Source organism: Nocardia sp. NPDC004568 (assembly GCF_040609955.1).
In the GTDB taxonomy this organism is placed as follows: domain Bacteria; phylum Actinomycetota; class Actinomycetes; order Mycobacteriales; family Mycobacteriaceae; genus Nocardia.
In genome coordinates, this window is the sequence record NZ_JBEXLL010000038.1 from 1 (window position 1) to 17,601 (window position 17,601).

Below are 17,601 nucleotides of genomic sequence, written 5' to 3' on the forward strand. Positions count from 1 at the left end.
TCGAGACTTGCGCTTCGCGCGGCGCTTTCGAGGCCGAAACGGCGAGACGGGCCTCAACCCTTGGAGGTGTCTCGTAAGACTCGACACATGGGGTTGCGCCGGGAGTCGATGGGGGGGACGCATGGGGGCGTTCGCGCAGCGGGAGGTTGTTGCCGGACTTCTCGTGTCGCGCGGGCAGCCTCGCTCAGGCGGTGGCCGCGTGGACCTCTTCGGTGTCGTCCTCGGCGCCGAGCAGTTCCTCGAATCGGGCGATGACCTTGTTGTGGTAAATCCCGAACAGGTCCTCGAACAGTGCCAGCTGGGCGGGGGTGGGCCCGGATTCCGATTCCCAGACCGCGATCAATGCCCGCCACACCAGGACGTGCAGGTCGGCGGCACCGGCGAAATAGGCGTCGACGGCCTCGGGGACTTCGAGCACCATTTCGCCGATGGAGTTGAGGATGGCGCGCTGCATACTCGATTCCAGGGCTACCAGCAGTTTGCGGACCACGCCGATTTCGATGGCGAGGATGCGACGGTAGTCGGGAACATCCAGGCGCGCCAGCGTTTCCAGGGTGTCGATCTCGGCCTTCAGCTCGGCGAGGTCGACCCCGGCCGCGGCCGCGACACCGTGGGCCAGACCGGTGTAGGAGAGCAGTGCGTCCATCACGATGCCGCGCTCGACCTCGACGATATCGCGGAACATCTCGATCGCGACCTCGGGCATCGGGATGGAGAACCGGAAGAGATGCCGGTAGACATCCAGGCCGCCGGCCGCGCGGACCTCACGGATGGTGAAACCCTTACCGCGCCGTGCCTCGACGAATCCGTAGGACTCCAGCCGACCGAGAGTGAGCTGAGCGGTGGCCCGGTTCATTTCGAATTCCTCGGCGACCTGACGGACCGAGGGCATCAGCTCGCCCGGCTGATATTCCCCGGCGGCGACCCGCCGTGCCAATTCGTCGGCGACGTCGGCGACCACCGTGCGGGATCCCATGGATACACCTTTCTCGGCAGCTGACACGTCCCAGACAGTCTATGCGCAAATATGCCAGACTGCACAGGAGAACAGGCGAATCGCTTCTGGGGATGAGGTATGAGCAGTCGACGTGATCCTGGCGCGCCGCCGGTGCGCCGGGCGCTGCGCAGCGCCAAGCTCGTAGCACTACCGGTCGCGTTCGCGGGCCGGCAGGCGGCGGGCGCGGGCCGCCGGGCGCTCGGCCGCCCGGCGCGGGAGGTGGACCGGGATATCCAATCCCGTACCGCCGAACACATGTTCGCGGTGCTGGGCGAACTGAAGGGCTGCGCGGCGAAACTCGGCCAGCTGCTGGCGATATACCAGCTGGCATTGCCTCGCGATATAGCTGCCCCCTATCAGGTCGCGCTGGCCCGGTTGCAGGATTCGGCGCCGGTGATGCTGCCCGCCACCGTGCACGCCGTGCTGGCCGAGCATCTGGGACCGGACTGGCGGGAACTGTTCCGCGAGTTCGACGATCGGCGGGCGGCAGCCGCGTCCATCGGCCAGGTGCATCGCGGGGTCTGGCACGACGGGCGCGCGGTCGCGGTGAAGGTCATGTATCCGGGCGCGCGAGCGGCGGTGGAGTCGGACCTGGTCCAGTTGCGGCGGATCTCCACACTGGCGTCGGTGTTCCTGCCGGGCGCGGATGTGAAATCGGTGACCGAGGCACTCTGTGAAAGTGTCCGAGCTGAGCTGGATTACGCGGCCGAGGCCGATAATCAGCGGGCGTTCGCACGGGCGTATGCCGCCAGTACCGAATTCCGGGTGCCCGAGGTGCTGGAACAGCGCGGCGACGTGCTGGTCTCGGAGTGGCTCGACGGGATTCCGGCCCCTCGGCTCGTCGAATCCGGGAGCCGCGCGCAGCGGGACCGGGTCGGCGAGTTGATGATGCGGTTCGTCCTGACCGGCTGGGAGGAGCACGGGCTGCTGTACTGCGACCCGCATCCCGGCAATCTGCGGCTGCTCGCCGACGGACGCCTGGGGGTGATGGATTTCGGTGCGTGCGCGCCGTGGCCACATCCGGGTTTCACCCGGCTGGTGGTCGAGATGTGCGACGCGATCTTCAACGGCGGCCCGGCGGCGGTGGAGACGGCGGTGCGGGCGCACGGGTTCGCGCTGCCCGGCCGGGCCTTCGACGCGGTGGCGCTCGACGCGGCGTTGTCGGCCTGCGCGGAACCGGTGCGGCACCCCCGATTCCGTATCACCACCCCGTGGCTGCGCAAGCAGGTGCTGCGCACCACCGCCCTGCGGCTGACGAATGTGATGCGGGAGTTGACCCTGCCGCCGGAGTGCACGCCGTTCGCGCGGGCCGCGCTCACCATGGTCGGCACCTTGGGCCAGCTGGAATGCGAATGCGATTTCGGCGACGAACTGGAGCGGTCGGTGCCCGAACTCGGGGAGGTCTTCGCGGTCATGCGGCGCGCTCCGGCACCGGGTGTATCAGCGAACTGACAGCCGGCGGCCGGATACAGACACCGCACCGTCTGGGACATTTTCCGGTGAGGATACCGAATTTGCGGAAATTCTATCCTATTTATCCACGGGAGCGCTCAGTACCCCAGCCATCGACGCCACGCGGGCAGCAGCCGCTCGGCGAACGCGGCGTATCCCTCCGCGGCGGGATGTGCCCCGTCCCCGGCCCGCACCTGCTCCCGCCAGACCGGATCCTGCGCCAGCAGCCAATACGACGCCGCATACGGCACCCCGAACTCGGCACACGTCCGCTCGAAGCGCCGGTCCAACTCCTCGATCCGCCGATTGTGCCCGGCCTCGTCGACCGGCGGCGGCCCCACCACCAGCACCGGCCACTCCTGCGCCTGCGCGCTGGTGAGCAGCACGGAGAGATTCGTCACCGAGTTCTGCTCCTCGACCAGGCGCCGCCCCTCGGCGACCACGGTGTCGTTCACCCCGAACGAGAACACCACCCGGCCGTCCGACCCCGCCGGCAGGCGCACCAGGCATTCCGCGGACCACCGCGCGACGATATCGGCGGAGGTGTGGCCGCGCACTCCGAGGTTGTAGGTGGTCCACGCGGCCGCCGCGGCCCGGGCGTGGGCGGTCAGCCGGCCGGTCCAGCCCAGAGCCTGTGGGTCCCCCACGCCGGCGACGAAAGAATCTCCCACGAAACAGATGCGTTGATCACCACTCACCCCTGCATTCTGACAGCGTGTTGGTGTGTATCGTCCGGCTCGGGCTCCTGCATACTCACCTGCTGGTGGGCGTGACCGGCCCGTCAGCGTCACCTCGATCCGAAAGTACCGATACGACATGCGAGTCGATGGGCGGGAGATCCCGGTCACGGGCAGTCTCCTCCAGCCGCTCACGCGGCGGACCAGCGATATCCTCCGTGTCGTCTTCGCGGCCGTCGGCGTCGCCGTCGTCATCGCCGGTTCCCTGATCACCCGGCCCGAATGGCTCGCGCTGGAACGCTCGGTCTCCAATATCGTCGGATTCCTCAACCCCGACCAGTCGAACCTGGTCTATCTGCTGTACGGGATCGTCATTCTCATCCTGCCGTTCGCGATTCTGGTGGAACTGGCGTTCGGACGGCAGTGGAAGCTGCTGGCCGGGTACGCCACCGCCGGGCTCACCGCGGTACTACTGCTGTCCATCACACCCAGCGGGTTGTCGGCACCGCAGTGGCACCTGCAGGTCCCGGAGAATCTGGACGACAAAACCTTCCTACAGCAGTTCCTCGACGACCCCCGCTGGATCGCCATGCTGGCCGCGGTGCTCACCGTCTCCAGCCCGTGGCTGCCGGTGCGGCCGCGGCGCTGGTTGTGGGTGCTGCTGCTGGCCTTCGCGCCGATCCATCTGGTGGTCAGCACGGTGGTTCCGGCCCGCGCCATGTTCGGCCTGGTGGTCGGCTGGCTCGTCGGGGCGGTGATCGTACTGCTGGTGGGGACCCCGGCACTGGAGGTTCCGCTGGACGCCGCGGTGCGCCGGCTGGCCCGCCGCGGCTACACCGTCACCCGGTTCACCGTCGTGCGGCCGGCCGGACCAGGCGCGCTGCTGCTGTCGGCGACCGTGGAGGAGCGCGAGCGGGCGCTGGTGGTCGAGCTGTACGGCAAGAATCAGCGTTCGCTGAGCGCACTGCGCCAGCTGTGGCGCTGGCTGACCTTCCGCTCCAGCGAGACCGCGCCGCTACACGGCTCCATGCATCGGGCGGTCGAGCATCGCGCGCTGATGTCGATCGCGCTGGCCGACCTCGGCGTAGCCGCGCACCGGCCGGTGACGGTGGCCGGATTGCCGCGCGGCTGGATGCTGTACGCGCATACGCTGCCGGCCGGGCGTTCGATCGAACAGGATCCCGCCGATACCGCGGCACTGGATTCGGTATGGAAAGCGCTGACAGTACTGCGCGAGCGCGGGATCGCGCACGGTGAGTTGCGGCCCGCCGAGATCCGGGTGGGACCCGACGGTGCGCTGTTCGGCGGTTTCACCGCGGCCGAACTGTGCGCCTCCGACGCGCAGCTGCAATCCGATATCGCCCAGCTGCTGGTCTCGATGACGGCGGTTTTCGGCGCCGAGGCGGCGGTACGGTCGGCGATCGGCGTACTCGGCGAACAGACCGTACTCACCGCGTCGCGCCGGCTCACCAAATTCGCCATGCCCGGCGGAATCCGTAAATCCATCCCCGATTGGAAATCGGTGGTGTCGGCGGCCCGCGAAGAGGTCCGCGCCCAGACCGGTGAGGACCGGATCGAAGCCGAGCAGATCACCCGCTTCAACCGCAAGAGCCTCATCCAGCTGGTACTGCTGACCGGCCTGGTCTACGTGGCCTATCCGTTCATCAGCGCGGTACCGACCTTCTTCACCCAGCTCAAAGAGGCCAACTGGTGGTGGGCCCTGGCCGGCCTGGCGCTGTCGTCGCTGACCTACCTCGGTACGGCCGCGGCACTGTGGGCGTGCGCGTCCAGTGTGGTGAAGTACTGGCCGCTGGTCCTGATGCAGATCGCGAACACCTTCGCCGCCACCACCACTCCGGCGCGCGTGGGCGGCCTGGCCCTGAGCGTGCGCTTCCTGCAGAAGGGCGGAGTCGGTGCGGTGCGGGCCACGGCCGCGGTGGCATTGCAGCAGGCCGTGCAGGTCTGCACGCATATCGGGCTGCTGGTGTTGTTCAGCGTGGCCGCCGGGACCTCGGCCGACCTCTCGCATTTCGTACCCTCACCGACCATCCTCTATCTGATCGCCGGGGTCGGGGTGGGTATCGTCGGCACCTTCATGTTCGTGCCGAAACTACGGCGCTGGCTCAACAATTCGGTACTCCCGCAGGTGCAGGAGGTGATCGGCGAGCTGGCGCTGCTGGCCCGCGACCCGAAACGCTGCGTGATCATCGTGCTCGGCTGCGCGGCCCTGACCCTCGGACAGGCGCTCGCGCTGTTTGCCAGTGTCCAGGCGTTCGGCGGCGGCACGACCTTCGTCACCGTCACCATCGTGACCATGATCGGCGGCACCCTGGCCTCGGCCGCGCCGACACCCGGTGGGGTCGGCGCGGTCGAGGCCGCACTGATCGGCGGTCTGGCCGCGTTCGGTCTGCCCGCCGCGGTGGCGGTGCCGTCGGTGCTGCTCTACCGGGTGCTCACCTGCTGGATCCCGGTGTTCTGCGGCTGGCAGGTGATGCGCTGGATGACCGAGAAGAACATGATCTGAGCTGTGCCTGATTGCTCGCCTCCGGAGCAGACGGAAAGTGCACGCCGACGGGCACCTCGGCCGATCCGGTGATGCTCGAGGCGCAATCGTCGCCGGTTCCCGAGCCGCCCGCCGCACAGCCCCGAGAACCGGGGCGCGCCCCGAGCGCGGAAGGGTCTTCGCAGACGTGCGCCCCGACCGGCCTCGGAGGGAGGCCCACAGCACCGTCGGTGCTCATGGTCGCCGATCGACCGACGGCACACGCGCCGTCGCCCGGAACCGGTCGGACCCCGGCCACGGAAGGTCAGTAGAGGTCGGCGAAGGCGTCCGCGGTGGTGCGGAGGCCGGCGCTGACCAGCGCGATGTTCGCCAGGGAGGCCGTATGTACCTGGTGGTCGGCGGCGGCCACGCAGTCGGCGACCGTGTAGACGGTGAAACCGAGGTCGGTGCCGTGGCGTGCGGTTTGCTCGACGGTGAGGTTGGTGGCGACACCGGTCAGGTACAGGGTGTCGATATCGTGCTCGGCCAGCCAGCGCGGCAGATCGCTACCGGCCAGCCCGGACAGTTTCTGATTGTCGACGACCCGGTCGGCCTGCCCGGCGATCTCGTCGATCAGTTGGCTTCCCGGAGTGTCCGGACGGAACTCGTGCTGGGCGGCGCCGACCGACTGCATGAACCCGGTATTGCGCACCAGCCGCCCTTCCCCTTCCGGGACGGTGAACCGCGTGCAGACGATCGGCAGGCCCAGCTCCGCCGCCTGTTTGTGGAAGTCCGCGGCCCGCTGTACCACTCCGCTGGCGGCCACCGGTTCGGCCAGCATCGGGCCGAAGAACCCTTCCGGCCGAATAACGTTCACCTGCCAGTGCAGGGCGAGGACTGCAGCATGTTGATCCGACATGGCGTAGATGATCGACCATGCGTACCCGGCGCGCACCACTGACCGGGAAAAGTCCAGGCCACCGGGCGCGCCGGAGCTCCCCCGCGCGGGTGTGCGCCGGATCGGCGGAACCGATCCGGCGCATGCTTCACGTGAAACATTGCCTACGAATCGAGCTTGCGCAGTTCGACTTTCACGACCTTGCCGCTGGCGTTGCGCGGCAGTTCCGCCACGAGCACCAGCTCTTTCGGATGCTTGTAGCGGGCCAGGTGCTCGTTGAGGAACGCTTCCAGTTCCGCGAGGGTGAGATCGTCGGCCGGATCGTTGAGCGCGACCACGGCGACCGGCACCTCGCCCCACTTCTCGTGCGCTTTGCCGATCACCGCGGCCTCGCGAATCTTCGGATGCGAGAACAGGACATTCTCCACCTCGGCGCAGTAGATGTTCTCGCCGCCGGAGATGATCATGTCCTTCTTACGGTCCACGACGTAGACGAAGCCCTCGTCGTCCTGGCGGACCAGATCGCCGGAATGGAACCACCCGCCGGCGAACGCGTCCGCGGTCGCCTCCGGCTTGTTCCAGTATCCCGACATCATGGTGGGACCGCGGTAGACGATCTCGCCGACCTCACCGGGCGCCACATCGTTCATCTCGTCGTCGACGATACGTGCCTGGATGGTGGGGATGACCTTACCGACCGAGCCGAGTTTGCGGATGGCGTCCTTACCCTCGAGCACACAGGTGATCGGCGACATCTCGGTCTGTCCGAACACCGCGACATTGAAGGCGTCGGGGAAGGCGTCGGCCATCGCCTTCAACACCGTGTCCGAGGCGGGCGCGGCGCCCCAGCTCAGCGCCCGCAGCGCGAGTTTGCGCTGCTTGACGGTCGGCTCGTTGCAGATCAGCTGCCACTGGGCGGGCACGCAGAACGCGGAGGTCGCCTGCTCGGCCTCCACCGCGTCGAGGAACTCGGTCGCGCTGAAGGCGCCCAGCGGATGCAGCACCGTCTTCGCGCCGAGCAGGAAAGCCGGTGCCAGGCTGCCGAGCCCGGCGATATGGAACAGCGGCGAGGTGCAGAAACCGATCGACTCCTGCTCCAACTGCAGCGCGCGGATACAGGTGAGCGCCTGGGCGTTCATATTGCCGTAGGAGAGGACGGCGCCCTTGGGACTACCGGTGGTGCCCGAGGTGTACATGATGAGGCACGGCGTGTCCTCGGCGATATCGAGCGGGGTGTGCGCATCCCCCGCCTCGGCGATCGCGTCCTCGAAGCCGACGACCCCGTCACCACTGCTGCCGCCGATGACGAAGCAGTGCTCGAGGCCCGGTGCCTGCCCCTGCACGGCGGTGGCCAACGGCTGCAGCACGGTATCGGTGACCACGGCCTTGGCGCCGCTGTCGCCCACGATATAGGCGACCTCGGGCGGGGTGAGCCGGAAGTTGACCGGCACCGCGATAGCGCCCAGGGCATTGATCCCGAACACGGCCTCCAGGTATTCGGGGTAATTGAGAGCCAGGATGAGGACCCGGTCGCCGAAGCCGACACCGCGGCGCGCGAGGGCGTCGGCGAATTTCTGCGAGCGCTCGTGCAGTTGCCGCCAGGTGGTGTCGGCACCGCGGAAACGCAGCGCCACCTCGTCGGGCCGCATCACCGCATGCGTGGCGAGCTGGTTGTTCCAGTGGTTGCGACGCGATCTGATCGGCTCGGCGAGGGCCTGCGCACCGGTGGACATACCACGTACTCCTCTCGGTACCGCGCGTCCCGCCGGAGTGTCCGGCGCCACACGCAGTGTGAACATGTCGGCAGAATAACAATTCACATCAGCACCGGCAAGGAAATCGAGGCCGAATAGCGGTTAATCCCGAGGAACTCGACCGGGCACAGAGTTCGCGCTCGTTGAAGCGCGTATTTGGGGTGATGCCCACCGCTCCGCACGTCACCCAGCTACACGAGATCCCATCACATATGCGAATCACGGCTCACTTCCAGGGTTGATCGGGCGCTCGCACCCGTGGCACCATGCAGCAGACGCGGACTATCCGCGAAAGTAGAGGAGAGCACCGATGCTGCGGACCAGGTTCACCGAGACCTTCGGTATCGAACATCCGATCGTGCAGGGCGGGATGATGTGGGTCGGCCGGGCCGAACTCGTCGCGGCCGTCGCAGGAGCCGGTGGGCTCGGTTTCATCACCGCACTGACCCAGCCCACGCCCGACGACCTCCGGCGCGAGATCGAGCGCACACGCGAACTCACCGACAAGCCGTTCGGCGTGAACCTGACCATCCTGCCGTCGATCAACCCGCCGCCGTACGAGGAGTACGCGCGGGCGATCGTGGACAGCGGGATCACGATCGTGGAGACAGCCGGCAGCAACCCCGAGCCCTTCCTACCCACCTACCACGAGGCCGGGATCAAGGTGGTGCACAAGTGCACCAGCGTCCGGCACGCCCTCAAGGCCCAGAAGATCGGTGTGGACGCGGTCAGCATCGACGGCTTCGAATGCGCCGGGCATCCCGGCGAGGACGATGTACCGGGCCTGGTGCTGATCCCCGCCGCGGCCCGCGCGCTGACCATCCCGATCATCGCCTCCGGCGGTATCGCCGACGCCCGCGGCCTGGTCGCGGCGCTGGCGCTGGGCGCCGACGGCGTGAACATGGGGACCCGGTTCCTGTGCACCGAGGAGTCCTCGATCGACCGCAAGGTCAAGGAGCAGATCGTCGCCAACTCCGAGCGCGATACCAAGCTGATCTTCCGCACCATGCACAACACCGCCCGGGTCGCCGACAACGAGGTGAGCCGCAAGGTGGTCGAGATCGAGAAGGCCGGCGGCAAGTTCGAGGATGTCCGCGAACTGGTGTCCGGCGCCCGCGGCCGGCGCGTTTTCGAAGAGGGCGACCTCGACGCCGGTATCTGGTCGGTCGGCCTGTGCCAGGGACTGATCGAGGACATCCCGACCTGCGCCGAACTCATCGGCCGCATGGTCGGTGAGGCCGAGGAACTGATCAGCGCCCGGCTGGCCGGTTTCGTCGCCTCGGCCTGATCGGGCCGGTTCCGTCGTATCGGAACCCCTGCGCCTCGTCGGACCAATGGCGATTCGATCCGACGCAGGAACGCGGGAAGCCATCCGGGAAAGGTTGGCTTCCCGCACTCTCCGGCCGCGGCCGGATCCCCCGGCTCAGTGCGCCGCGAGCGCGGTCACGGCGTCGTGATCGTGCGCGGCGACCACCTCGATACCGTCGGGCAGCGCGTGCAGCCGATGGATGGTCTCGAAGGCGAGATCGCGGTCGGCGTCGAACAATTGGCCGGGCATGGGCGCCTTCTCCCGGATCAGCTGGATCTGCAGCCGGTTCCACACCGAGTCACCGGCGAGCAGCACGCGGCGCCCGTCACCGGTGGCCAGCAGGACGCCGATACTGCCCGGGGTGTGCCCGGACAGGTCCACGAGCAGTACCGAACCGTCCCCGAACAGATCCAGGCTGCGCGCGAATGTCAGCACCGGCGGACCATCGAGTTCCAGCGGCTCCAGCGGCCGCCCCTGCAGCGGCCCCCGCACCACCCCGGTCGGTGCGTGCGGACCCTCCAGCGCCCAGCCCAGTTCCGCGGACGGCAGCCGAATCGGCACCGAATCCGGTAGTTCGAGCACCCCGGAAATATGGTCCCAGTGCAGGTGGGTGGGCAGGACGAAGTCGATGGCGCCGGGGTCGAGATCGCGGGCGGCCAGCGCGTCCGCCAGCCCGAGTACGGGTTCGTCCGGTGCCACCAGAGAAGGAATCGGGAAGGGCAGGCCCGGCAGCACCCGCCGGTGTACATGGGCACACAGGGCCGGGTCCACGATGAACCGCGCCGCCGGATGCTCGACGATATAGGCGCCCATCGCCATGGGCAGATGCCCGAGACTGCGCACCCCCTCCGCGACGATGGTCGTCGGCGCCGACATCCGCCCCTGCACGAGCACGGTCAACTGCACACCCGCCCGGGCCGTCGGCAACGGGGCGGGTTCCAGCCGCGCCAGGAATCCGGTATCGGCCCGGCGCGGGCGCAGCAGCCGCGCGGGGGTGGCGGCCAGCGCCGCGCAGCAGCGCAGCAGAGTCGGGATGGTGGGGGTTCGTCCGTCCGCGGAATCGGCCACCCGGCAACGGTACCGGCCGGGCCCGGGAACCAGTAGCGACAGCCGGCCGGGTCCCCGAGATCTGCCGGCACGCGGATGGTTCGGTGTCGCCGAGCCCCCTTCCGCCGGCACCGCCGGACCCTGCCCCATGTCCCCGCACAGCGCGTCCGCGTATCGGCACGATCACGACCACGACCGATATGAACCCATCCGGTGGTCTCCGGTGGCGCGCCGCATTTCGTCGACCGATCGGGCCCGGCACGATCGCGATCAAGCGGGCAGGCGCCGGGCCGGGCGTGCGGTGATCGCGGCCGCCGCGCGGACGACCCCAGACCGATCGGTCCAGACCGTTCATGGTGGAAGCCGCACGGCGCCAACGGTTTCGGAAGGCGGGATCACCCGTATTCCTCCGGCATAATCGACTCGTGAGGCCCTCCGCTCGCCACGGCCGCCAGGCAGTCCGGCTTTCCGCAATGTCACTACGATGATCGATTCTCCCCAGGGAGTGCTCTTCCTGTTCCCGGGCGACGGCGGAGAACACGAGCGAATGGGCCGGATGCTGGCCGGCCGCTATCCGGTCTTCGCCGACGCGGTGACCGCGGCCGGTGACGCGGTGGCCGCCGCCGGCGGTGCCCGGGTCTGGACTCCCCGATACGGCTTCCGCCCGCCCGGCCCTGCTGTGTCCACGGCGGATCCGGCGGCACATCCGGAATTCGTCCAACCCGCCCTGTTCGTCTACCAGGTGGCGCTCGCCGAATTGCTGACCGCGTGGGGTGTCCGGCCGGATGCCGCCGTCGGGCACGGTCCCGGCGAGATCGCCGCGGCGGTGACCGCCGGTGTGCTGCCACTGGCCGAGGCCGCGAAGGTGGTGGTGGCGCGCGGCCGCGCGGCGGGCCACCCGCCGGGTTCGAGCGCGACGGCCGAACTGCTCACCTCGGAGTCGGAGGCGGTCCGCCTGGTGCGGCCACTGGAGGGCAAGGTCACCGTCGCCGCGGTCAACGGGCCGCGCTCGGTACTCGTCACCGGCACTTCACGGTACGTGGATGTGGTGGTACGCCGCGCCGAACGCCGCGGTATCGCCACCGCCCGCATCCCGCGGGTCCATCCCGCGCACAGCCCGGCCACCCGCGAGGCGATACCGCGCTTCCTCGACGAACTCGGCCCGATCCGGTCGACCGTCCCACGCCTACCGCTCTACTCCAGCACGTACGCGGGCACCGTCGTCGGCGCCGCCGGTATGTCCGCCGGATACTGGGCCGAAAACCTCACCGGTCGCGTCGACCTCGATGCGGCGCTGCGGCGGGCAGCCGACGACGGAATGGCAATGGTCCTGGAGATCGGACCCGAACCCTTGCTCGCGGCGGCCGTCCGGGCGATACCGCGGTTCGCGCACACCACCTACGGCGCCGCGGACCGCACGGACGAGGGCACCGCCTTCCTCACCTGCCTCGCCCAGTTCCACGCGGCACGCGCGCTGGGCGCGGCCGGGACAGGGGGCGGGTCGGCGAACGGCCGCAACCGGACCGAGGGGAGACCGGCTCCGGAAGCAGGAATCCGGACGGTGGCTCCGGACGAACGGTGGCCGGAGCCACCCGTGGACGGAACAGGTCGCCCGCGAATGGCTTTCGGCGGTCGGGGTACGGCCGCCATCTCGGATCGACCGCTGCGCTCGGCCGCGGCCGAGCCCGACCGGCGACTCGACGGGGAGGATTTGCGGGCGGAGGTCATGGGTGCCGGAACGCTGGCATCGATACGGCTCGCCGATGACCCCCCACCCACAGATATCATCGCATGGACCCGGGTGGTCGATGCCAATAGGGCTATCCGCTTCATGGCCGGGCGCATCGCCGTCGATCCACCGATGGTGATCGATCGGGCCGGAACCTATGTCGTCAGTGGGGGTCTGGGTGCCCTGGGTTCGGTGATGGTGCGCCGGCTGCTCGCCGCGGGAGCGCGCGATGTGGTGGTGCCGACGCGTTCGCCGCGTCCGGTGCCACCACTGTTGGAGGGGTTCGAAGAGCGAATCGTGGTGGTGCGCTGCGATACCGCCGACCGCCACGATCTCGACAACGCACTGCGCGATATCCGGGAAACGGGATGCACGATTCGCGGAGTGGTCCACGCCGCACAGGTTTTCGAGGACACGGTGATCGATGCTGCCGTATCCGGCGATATCGCAACCAGTTCGGCGACCATCGCATCCGAATCGCCAGGTGAGCAACGGGTTCCGGATCAGGAGCCGGCACTCGATGCGGGCCGGCTGGCACGGCGATTCGCCGGGATCTCGGCGTCGGCGGCCCATCTCATCGAACTCACCGCGGCCGATCCGGTCGCTTTCATCGCCGTGTTCGCGACCCCGGTCGGCGGAGCGCCCCGACCGACCGGGAACACCTGGGCGTGCGCGGGTACCGCCGACTCCCCGGAACCGGCCGCCGGAAACCGCGAGCACTGAGAATCCGGCGCACCCGAGCACATGGGTTACACCGGAGCGGTAGAGATCGGATCTACCGTTTCAGCGAGCGGTTGGACGACGCCCCGGGAAGGCGGTCAATGATCGGTTCGACCGAGCAGCCGGTCGGTGTCGCGGCGTTCTCGTTTCGTCGGACGTCCGGAGCCGCGGTCTCGCTGCGGTAGGGTAACGAGAATTTCCCTGGGCGGCGGCGGTGGACTGCGGTCGATCAGGCATTGGGCGGCGATCGGAGCACCTACCCGTTTCGTGATCACCCGTTCCACGATGACGATCCGCTCGACACCGTTGTTCCGGATGCGGATCTCGTCGCCCGGACGTACCGGCTGTGCGGGTTTGGCCGTCGCGCCGTTCACACGCACATGGCCGCCTCGACAGGCGGCCGCGGCAGCCGACCGAGTTTTGAACAGGCGAACAGCCCAGACCCAGGAGTCGACCCGGGCCTGACCATTGCCGTCGTTCGGCTCGGTAGCGGCTCGGTTCACCCCTTATACGATACGACGCGCGGTGACCACATCGTCGGCGGAGAGGTGGGTGTAGGTGACCGGCTCACCGGACTGCACCGCGTTCAGCAGCAGGCCGTCACCGGCGTACATACCGACGTGACCGCCACCGTTGGTGATGACGATATCGCCGGGCTTCAGGTTGGAGAAGGCCACCGGCGCGCCCACATGAGACTGTTCGAAGCTGGTACGCGGCAGTTTGATACCGGCCTGCTTGTAGGCCCACTGGACCAGGCCGGAGCAGTCGAAGTTGGCCGGGCCGGCCGCGCCCCAGGAGTACATGGCGCCGACCTTGGTCTTGGCGGCGTCGAGCGCGATATCGCCGAGGGTCTGCTGCTGGACCGGGGCGGGCGGCGCGAAGTTGGGCAGCGCCGGAGCGGCGGGCATGGCGTGCGGAGCCTGCTCGAGGGCCTGGTTCAGCTGCTGGTTGAGCTGGTCCGCCTGCGCGGCGAACTGGTCCGGTACCTCGACGTCGAATTTGCCGATACCGGGAACGTCGATCGTGGTCGTCGCGGCCGAGGCGATCGCGGGCATGGTGCCCGTAGTCGCGGCCAGCGTGCCCATGACCAGTGCGCCCTTGACAGAATTAGGCAGCTTGGATTCTCGCTGCAAGCTGTGCTTACCCACCGAGCTACGTCTCCGATCTTCGTGCTCTCCCGCTGCTACGGTCGCGCGTCCTACTCGATTCGCGGCGGCCGACTGCGGCGGTGACCAATGGCGCCGCCTCACTTACGAAACGACTCGACTCCACTAAGTCACAAGAAGGTTACGATGCCACCCGGGTGTTGTCCAGCCGAACGGGTGTCCTTTTCGCGCCAACAGGGAGTACATGCGTAAAGCGTCGGCGCGGCAGCACTTTTCAGGTCGGCAGCAGGTCACGCGAAGGTCTCGCCCGGGCGTGTCCGCCCGGTGTCGTGGTGGCGCGGCCAGGAGACGCCGGAAGCCCGCTAGGCCTCTCTAGAACCCGACATAGATACGGCCAGATTTCCCCATCGGTTCGCTACGGTGTGAGGGTATGGACCCCGTGCGGAACCCGTATGCGCCCGGCGCTGGTCAGCGTCCACCGGAACTCGCCGGACGCGGCAAACAGCTCGACGCGTTCGATATCGTCCTCGAGCGGATCGCGCGGGGTCGCCCGGAGCGCAGCGTGATGCTCACCGGCCTGCGCGGCGTAGGGAAGACGGTCCTGCTCAACCAGTTGCGCTCGGCGGCGGTCTCGCGGGGCTGGGGTACCGGCAAGATAGAGGCCCGCCCGGACCAGGAACTGCGCCGGCCGTTGTCCTCGGCGCTGCACATGGCCGCGCGGGCCATTGCCAAGAACCACCACAACCAGGAACGGATCGACGACTTCCTGGGGATCCTCAAAGCGTTCGCGCTGCGCGCCACCGCGGACAAGGGCATGCGGGAGCGCTGGCAACCGGGTATCGACGTACCGGCCGTGACCGGTCGCGCCGACTCCGGCGATATCGAGATCGACCTGGTGGAACTGCTGGTGGAGGCCGCGGCACTGGCCCAGGACGTCGGCGCGGGTATCGCTGTCTTCATCGACGAGATGCAGGACCTGGGCCCGGCCGATATCTCGGCCATCTGCGGCGCCTGCCACGAACTCGGCCAGGACACCGCGCCGCTGATCGTGGTGGGGGCGGGCCTGCCCCATCTACCGGCGGTCCTGTCGGCGTCCAAGAGCTATTCCGAACGGCTGTTCAGCTATCACCGCATCGACCGGCTGGACCGGGAGTCGGCCGACCGCGCCCTGATCGCGCCGGCCGAGCGCGAGGACGTGAAATTCTCCGACGAGGCGCTGACCGCGCTCTACCGCAAAGCCGACGGTTATCCATATTTCGTCCAGGCCTACGGCAAGGCGACCTGGGACCAGGCGCCGGGCAGCCCGATCACCGCCGAGGATGTCGAGGTGGCGGCCCCGACCGCCGAGGAGGAACTCGCGGTCGGGTTCTTCGGCTCGCGGTACGAACGGGCGACCCCGGCCGAACGCGAGTACATGCGCGCGATGGCGGACCTGTCCGGCGACGACGGGCCGGTCGCCACCTCGGCGGTGGCCGCCGAACTGGGCCGCAGACCCGCCTCGCTGTCGCCGGCCCGCGACGGACTGATCAAGAAGGGTCTCATCTACTCCGCTGAGCGTGGAACCATCGGGTTCACGGTCCCGCATTTCGGGCGCTACCTGCGCAGTGTCACCACCTGACCGGGCGGCACCAGCGTTCTATCGGACTCACTACAAGATTCCGTAGAAGGGACCAGAGAGTCCGATGGAGCGGGAGGCCATAGCTTTATTCGGCTTTCTACCATTTCTACTAGAGGCGCTTATACAGCGATCGACTCCGGATCGAGCGGTGTATACGTATTTCTCGCCGCAGAGCTAGAGAGCCGTATACGGCCGCAGAGCGCCGTGCCGACCGCGGACGGGTCGCTCCCATCGGCGCCCAACCGAGATCCGATCTTGATCTTCGGACGAGCCGGAATCGGGATTTTGCCGTACTGTGTTGTAGATCACCTTGTGTGGTCGGTCACAAGCGCGCCGGACGGCCGGCGTAGTCCGGATGGCGTTCGCACCGCGACCGGTCAGCAACTCAGGAGGTACCCATGACACGTAGCGACATCGCGGAACTCCGATACGCCGTAAACCAGCTCCGCCAGTCCATCGGGGTGCTGCGCACCCATTATGGAGACGCCGGCTCCGTGCGCCGGCTGGAGAACGATCTGGAACGGCTCTGCATCGATGCCGACGAACTGGAGAAGAGCCCACCCCCGCAGGTGGCGGCCCGCCGCGGCCAGGAACCCATCTACGTCCCGGACAGCAAATCCGACGAATCGGCGTGGATGGGCGCCCAGGACGAGGGCCTCGGCTTCCACTCCCGGCCCCGCACCCAGTAACCGCCCGGAGTTCACCGCCGGATAACTGGACCCCGGACATCGGACCACAACCCGATGATCTTCGGACGGCCGGTCGCCGCACAGGCGACCGGCCGTCCTCGTTTGCGACGTGTTCACCGGAGCAAGATCGTCAGTAAATGTGGCGCAAATCACTGCCCCTTCGGGCCATCGAGATTGCGCGGACCCTGCTCATTCGATAGCGGGCCGGGCGTATGGTGCTCAGCATCACATTCGATCGCGGAGGTACCCATGACCACCCGCACCGCCGATCAGCGAGGCATCGACCAGTGAGTGCCGCAACGACCACAACCGCTCCCGAAGCGGGTACAGGCGTATTCAGCAGGACCCGGGCCCGGATCACCACCCGGACCCTACGCACGGATCGGTGGTGGCTACCGCCGCTGATCACCGTGATCGGGCTGGCCGCGTTCGTCGTCTACGCGACCATCAGATCCTTTGTGCGAACGGCGTACTGGGTGCCGGACTACCACTATCTGACGCCGTTCTACTCCCCCTGCCTGAGCACCTCGTGTGTCGAGGGCGCCAGCCACTTCGGCACCCCGTTCGGCGACCTGCCGATGTTCCTGCCGCTCGGGTTCCTGGTGCTGCCGTTCCTGCTCGGATTCCGGCTCACCTGCTATTACTACCGCAAGGCCTACTACCGGTCGGTGTGGTTCTCCCCGCCGGCCTGCGCGGTGGCCGAACCCCACGCGAAGTACACCGGCGAGACCCGGCTGCCACTGATCATCCAGAACGCCCACCGCTACTTCTTCTATGTCGCGGTGCTCATCTCGTTGATCAACACCTATGACGCGGTGATCGCCTACCACGGCAAGACCGGCGGCCTCGGCATCGGCCTGGGGAGTCTGATCATCACCGGCAATGTGATCCTGCTGTGGGCCTACACCCTGTCCTGCCATTCCTGCCGGCATATCGCGGGCGGACGACTCAAGCACTTCTCCGCGCATCCGGTGCGGTACTGGTTCTGGACGCAGGTCTCCAAGCTCAACACCAGGCATATGCAGCTGGCCTGGACCACGCTGGGCACCCTCGTGCTCACCGACTTCTACGTGATGTTGGTGGCCAGCGGCACGATTTCCGATCTTCGCATCATCGACTGAGG

Annotated in this window: 14 protein-coding genes; 7 read left to right on the forward strand and 7 right to left on the reverse strand. The window is 68.0% G+C overall.

Translation table 11 applies throughout. The features are described 5' to 3' along the window. Positions 1-184 precede the first annotated feature (184 nt). Positions 185-976: a winged helix-turn-helix domain-containing protein gene (locus tag ABZV91_RS18165; protein ID WP_355242658.1), complete on the reverse strand. Its 792-nt coding sequence runs from the start codon at positions 974-976 to the stop codon at positions 185-187. Positions 977-1,075: 99 nt separating this feature from the next. On the opposite strand from ABZV91_RS18165, the gene ABZV91_RS18170 reads away from it, so the two are divergent. Beyond that, complete coding sequence (locus ABZV91_RS18170; protein WP_355242661.1) at positions 1,076-2,449, forward strand: AarF/ABC1/UbiB kinase family protein; 1,374 nt, start codon at positions 1,076-1,078, stop codon at positions 2,447-2,449. A gap of 98 nt (positions 2,450-2,547) precedes the next feature. Here the strand turns inward: ABZV91_RS18170 and ABZV91_RS18175 are convergent, their stop codons facing one another. Further along, positions 2,548-3,147, reverse strand: coding sequence for a GDSL-type esterase/lipase family protein (locus ABZV91_RS18175; protein ID WP_355242664.1), 600 nt, complete (start codon positions 3,145-3,147; stop codon positions 2,548-2,550). A 118-nt stretch (positions 3,148-3,265) separates the two neighbouring features. On the opposite strand from ABZV91_RS18175, the gene ABZV91_RS18180 reads away from it, so the two are divergent. After that, positions 3,266-5,650, forward strand: coding sequence for a lysylphosphatidylglycerol synthase transmembrane domain-containing protein (locus ABZV91_RS18180; protein WP_355242667.1), 2,385 nt, complete (start codon positions 3,266-3,268; stop codon positions 5,648-5,650). A 283-nt stretch (positions 5,651-5,933) separates the two neighbouring features. Here ABZV91_RS18180 and ABZV91_RS18185 read toward each other — a convergent pair whose 3' ends face one another. Together ABZV91_RS18185 and fadD5 are read right to left on the reverse strand one after the other, a co-directional pair. After that, complete coding sequence (locus ABZV91_RS18185; protein WP_355242670.1) at positions 5,934-6,527, reverse strand: cysteine hydrolase; 594 nt, start codon at positions 6,525-6,527, stop codon at positions 5,934-5,936. A gap of 143 nt (positions 6,528-6,670) precedes the next feature. Beyond that, entirely contained in the window at positions 6,671-8,239 is a 1,569-nt protein-coding gene (fadD5, locus tag ABZV91_RS18190) for a fatty-acid--CoA ligase FadD5 (protein ID WP_355242673.1), read from the reverse strand. A gap of 331 nt (positions 8,240-8,570) precedes the next feature. On the opposite strand from fadD5, the gene ABZV91_RS18195 reads away from it, so the two are divergent. After that, positions 8,571-9,548, forward strand: coding sequence for a nitronate monooxygenase family protein (locus ABZV91_RS18195; RefSeq protein ID WP_355242675.1), 978 nt, complete (start codon positions 8,571-8,573; stop codon positions 9,546-9,548). A gap of 135 nt (positions 9,549-9,683) precedes the next feature. On the opposite strand, the gene ABZV91_RS18200 is transcribed toward ABZV91_RS18195, so the two are convergent. Next, complete coding sequence (locus tag ABZV91_RS18200) at positions 9,684-10,637, reverse strand: MBL fold metallo-hydrolase (protein ID WP_355242677.1); 954 nt, start codon at positions 10,635-10,637, stop codon at positions 9,684-9,686. Positions 10,638-11,100: 463 nt separating this feature from the next. On the opposite strand from ABZV91_RS18200, the gene ABZV91_RS18205 reads away from it, so the two are divergent. Beyond that, complete coding sequence (locus tag ABZV91_RS18205) at positions 11,101-13,068, forward strand: acyltransferase domain-containing protein (RefSeq protein WP_355242680.1); 1,968 nt, start codon at positions 11,101-11,103, stop codon at positions 13,066-13,068. Positions 13,069-13,163: 95 nt separating this feature from the next. Here ABZV91_RS18205 and ABZV91_RS18210 read toward each other — a convergent pair whose 3' ends face one another. Both ABZV91_RS18210 and ABZV91_RS18215 read right to left on the reverse strand, forming a co-directional pair. Then, the gene (locus ABZV91_RS18210) at positions 13,164-13,568 is read right to left on the reverse strand and encodes an RNA-binding S4 domain-containing protein (protein ID WP_355242683.1); all 405 of its coding nucleotides are present in this window, start codon (positions 13,566-13,568) and stop codon (positions 13,164-13,166) included. Between the two features lie 3 nt (positions 13,569-13,571). Beyond that, positions 13,572-14,213, reverse strand: coding sequence for an NlpC/P60 family protein (locus tag ABZV91_RS18215; RefSeq protein ID WP_355242686.1), 642 nt, complete (start codon positions 14,211-14,213; stop codon positions 13,572-13,574). 388 nt (positions 14,214-14,601) lie between these two features. On the opposite strand from ABZV91_RS18215, the gene ABZV91_RS18220 reads away from it, so the two are divergent. The 3 genes from ABZV91_RS18220 (at position 14,602) to ABZV91_RS18230 (ending at position 17,599) form a co-directional block, all read left to right on the forward strand. Next, entirely contained in the window at positions 14,602-15,789 is a 1,188-nt protein-coding gene (locus ABZV91_RS18220) for an ATP-binding protein (RefSeq protein WP_355242689.1), read from the forward strand. A 398-nt stretch (positions 15,790-16,187) separates the two neighbouring features. Continuing rightward, positions 16,188-16,478 carry a hypothetical protein gene (locus ABZV91_RS18225; protein ID WP_355242692.1) on the forward strand — a complete coding sequence of 97 codons (291 nt, stop codon included), beginning with the start codon at positions 16,188-16,190 and terminating at the stop codon, positions 16,476-16,478. 287 nt (positions 16,479-16,765) lie between these two features. Continuing rightward, on the forward strand, positions 16,766-17,599 hold the full coding sequence (locus tag ABZV91_RS18230; protein ID WP_355242695.1) for a hypothetical protein: 834 nt from the start codon (positions 16,766-16,768) through the stop codon (positions 17,597-17,599). The last annotated feature ends 2 nt before the right edge of the window (positions 17,600-17,601 follow it).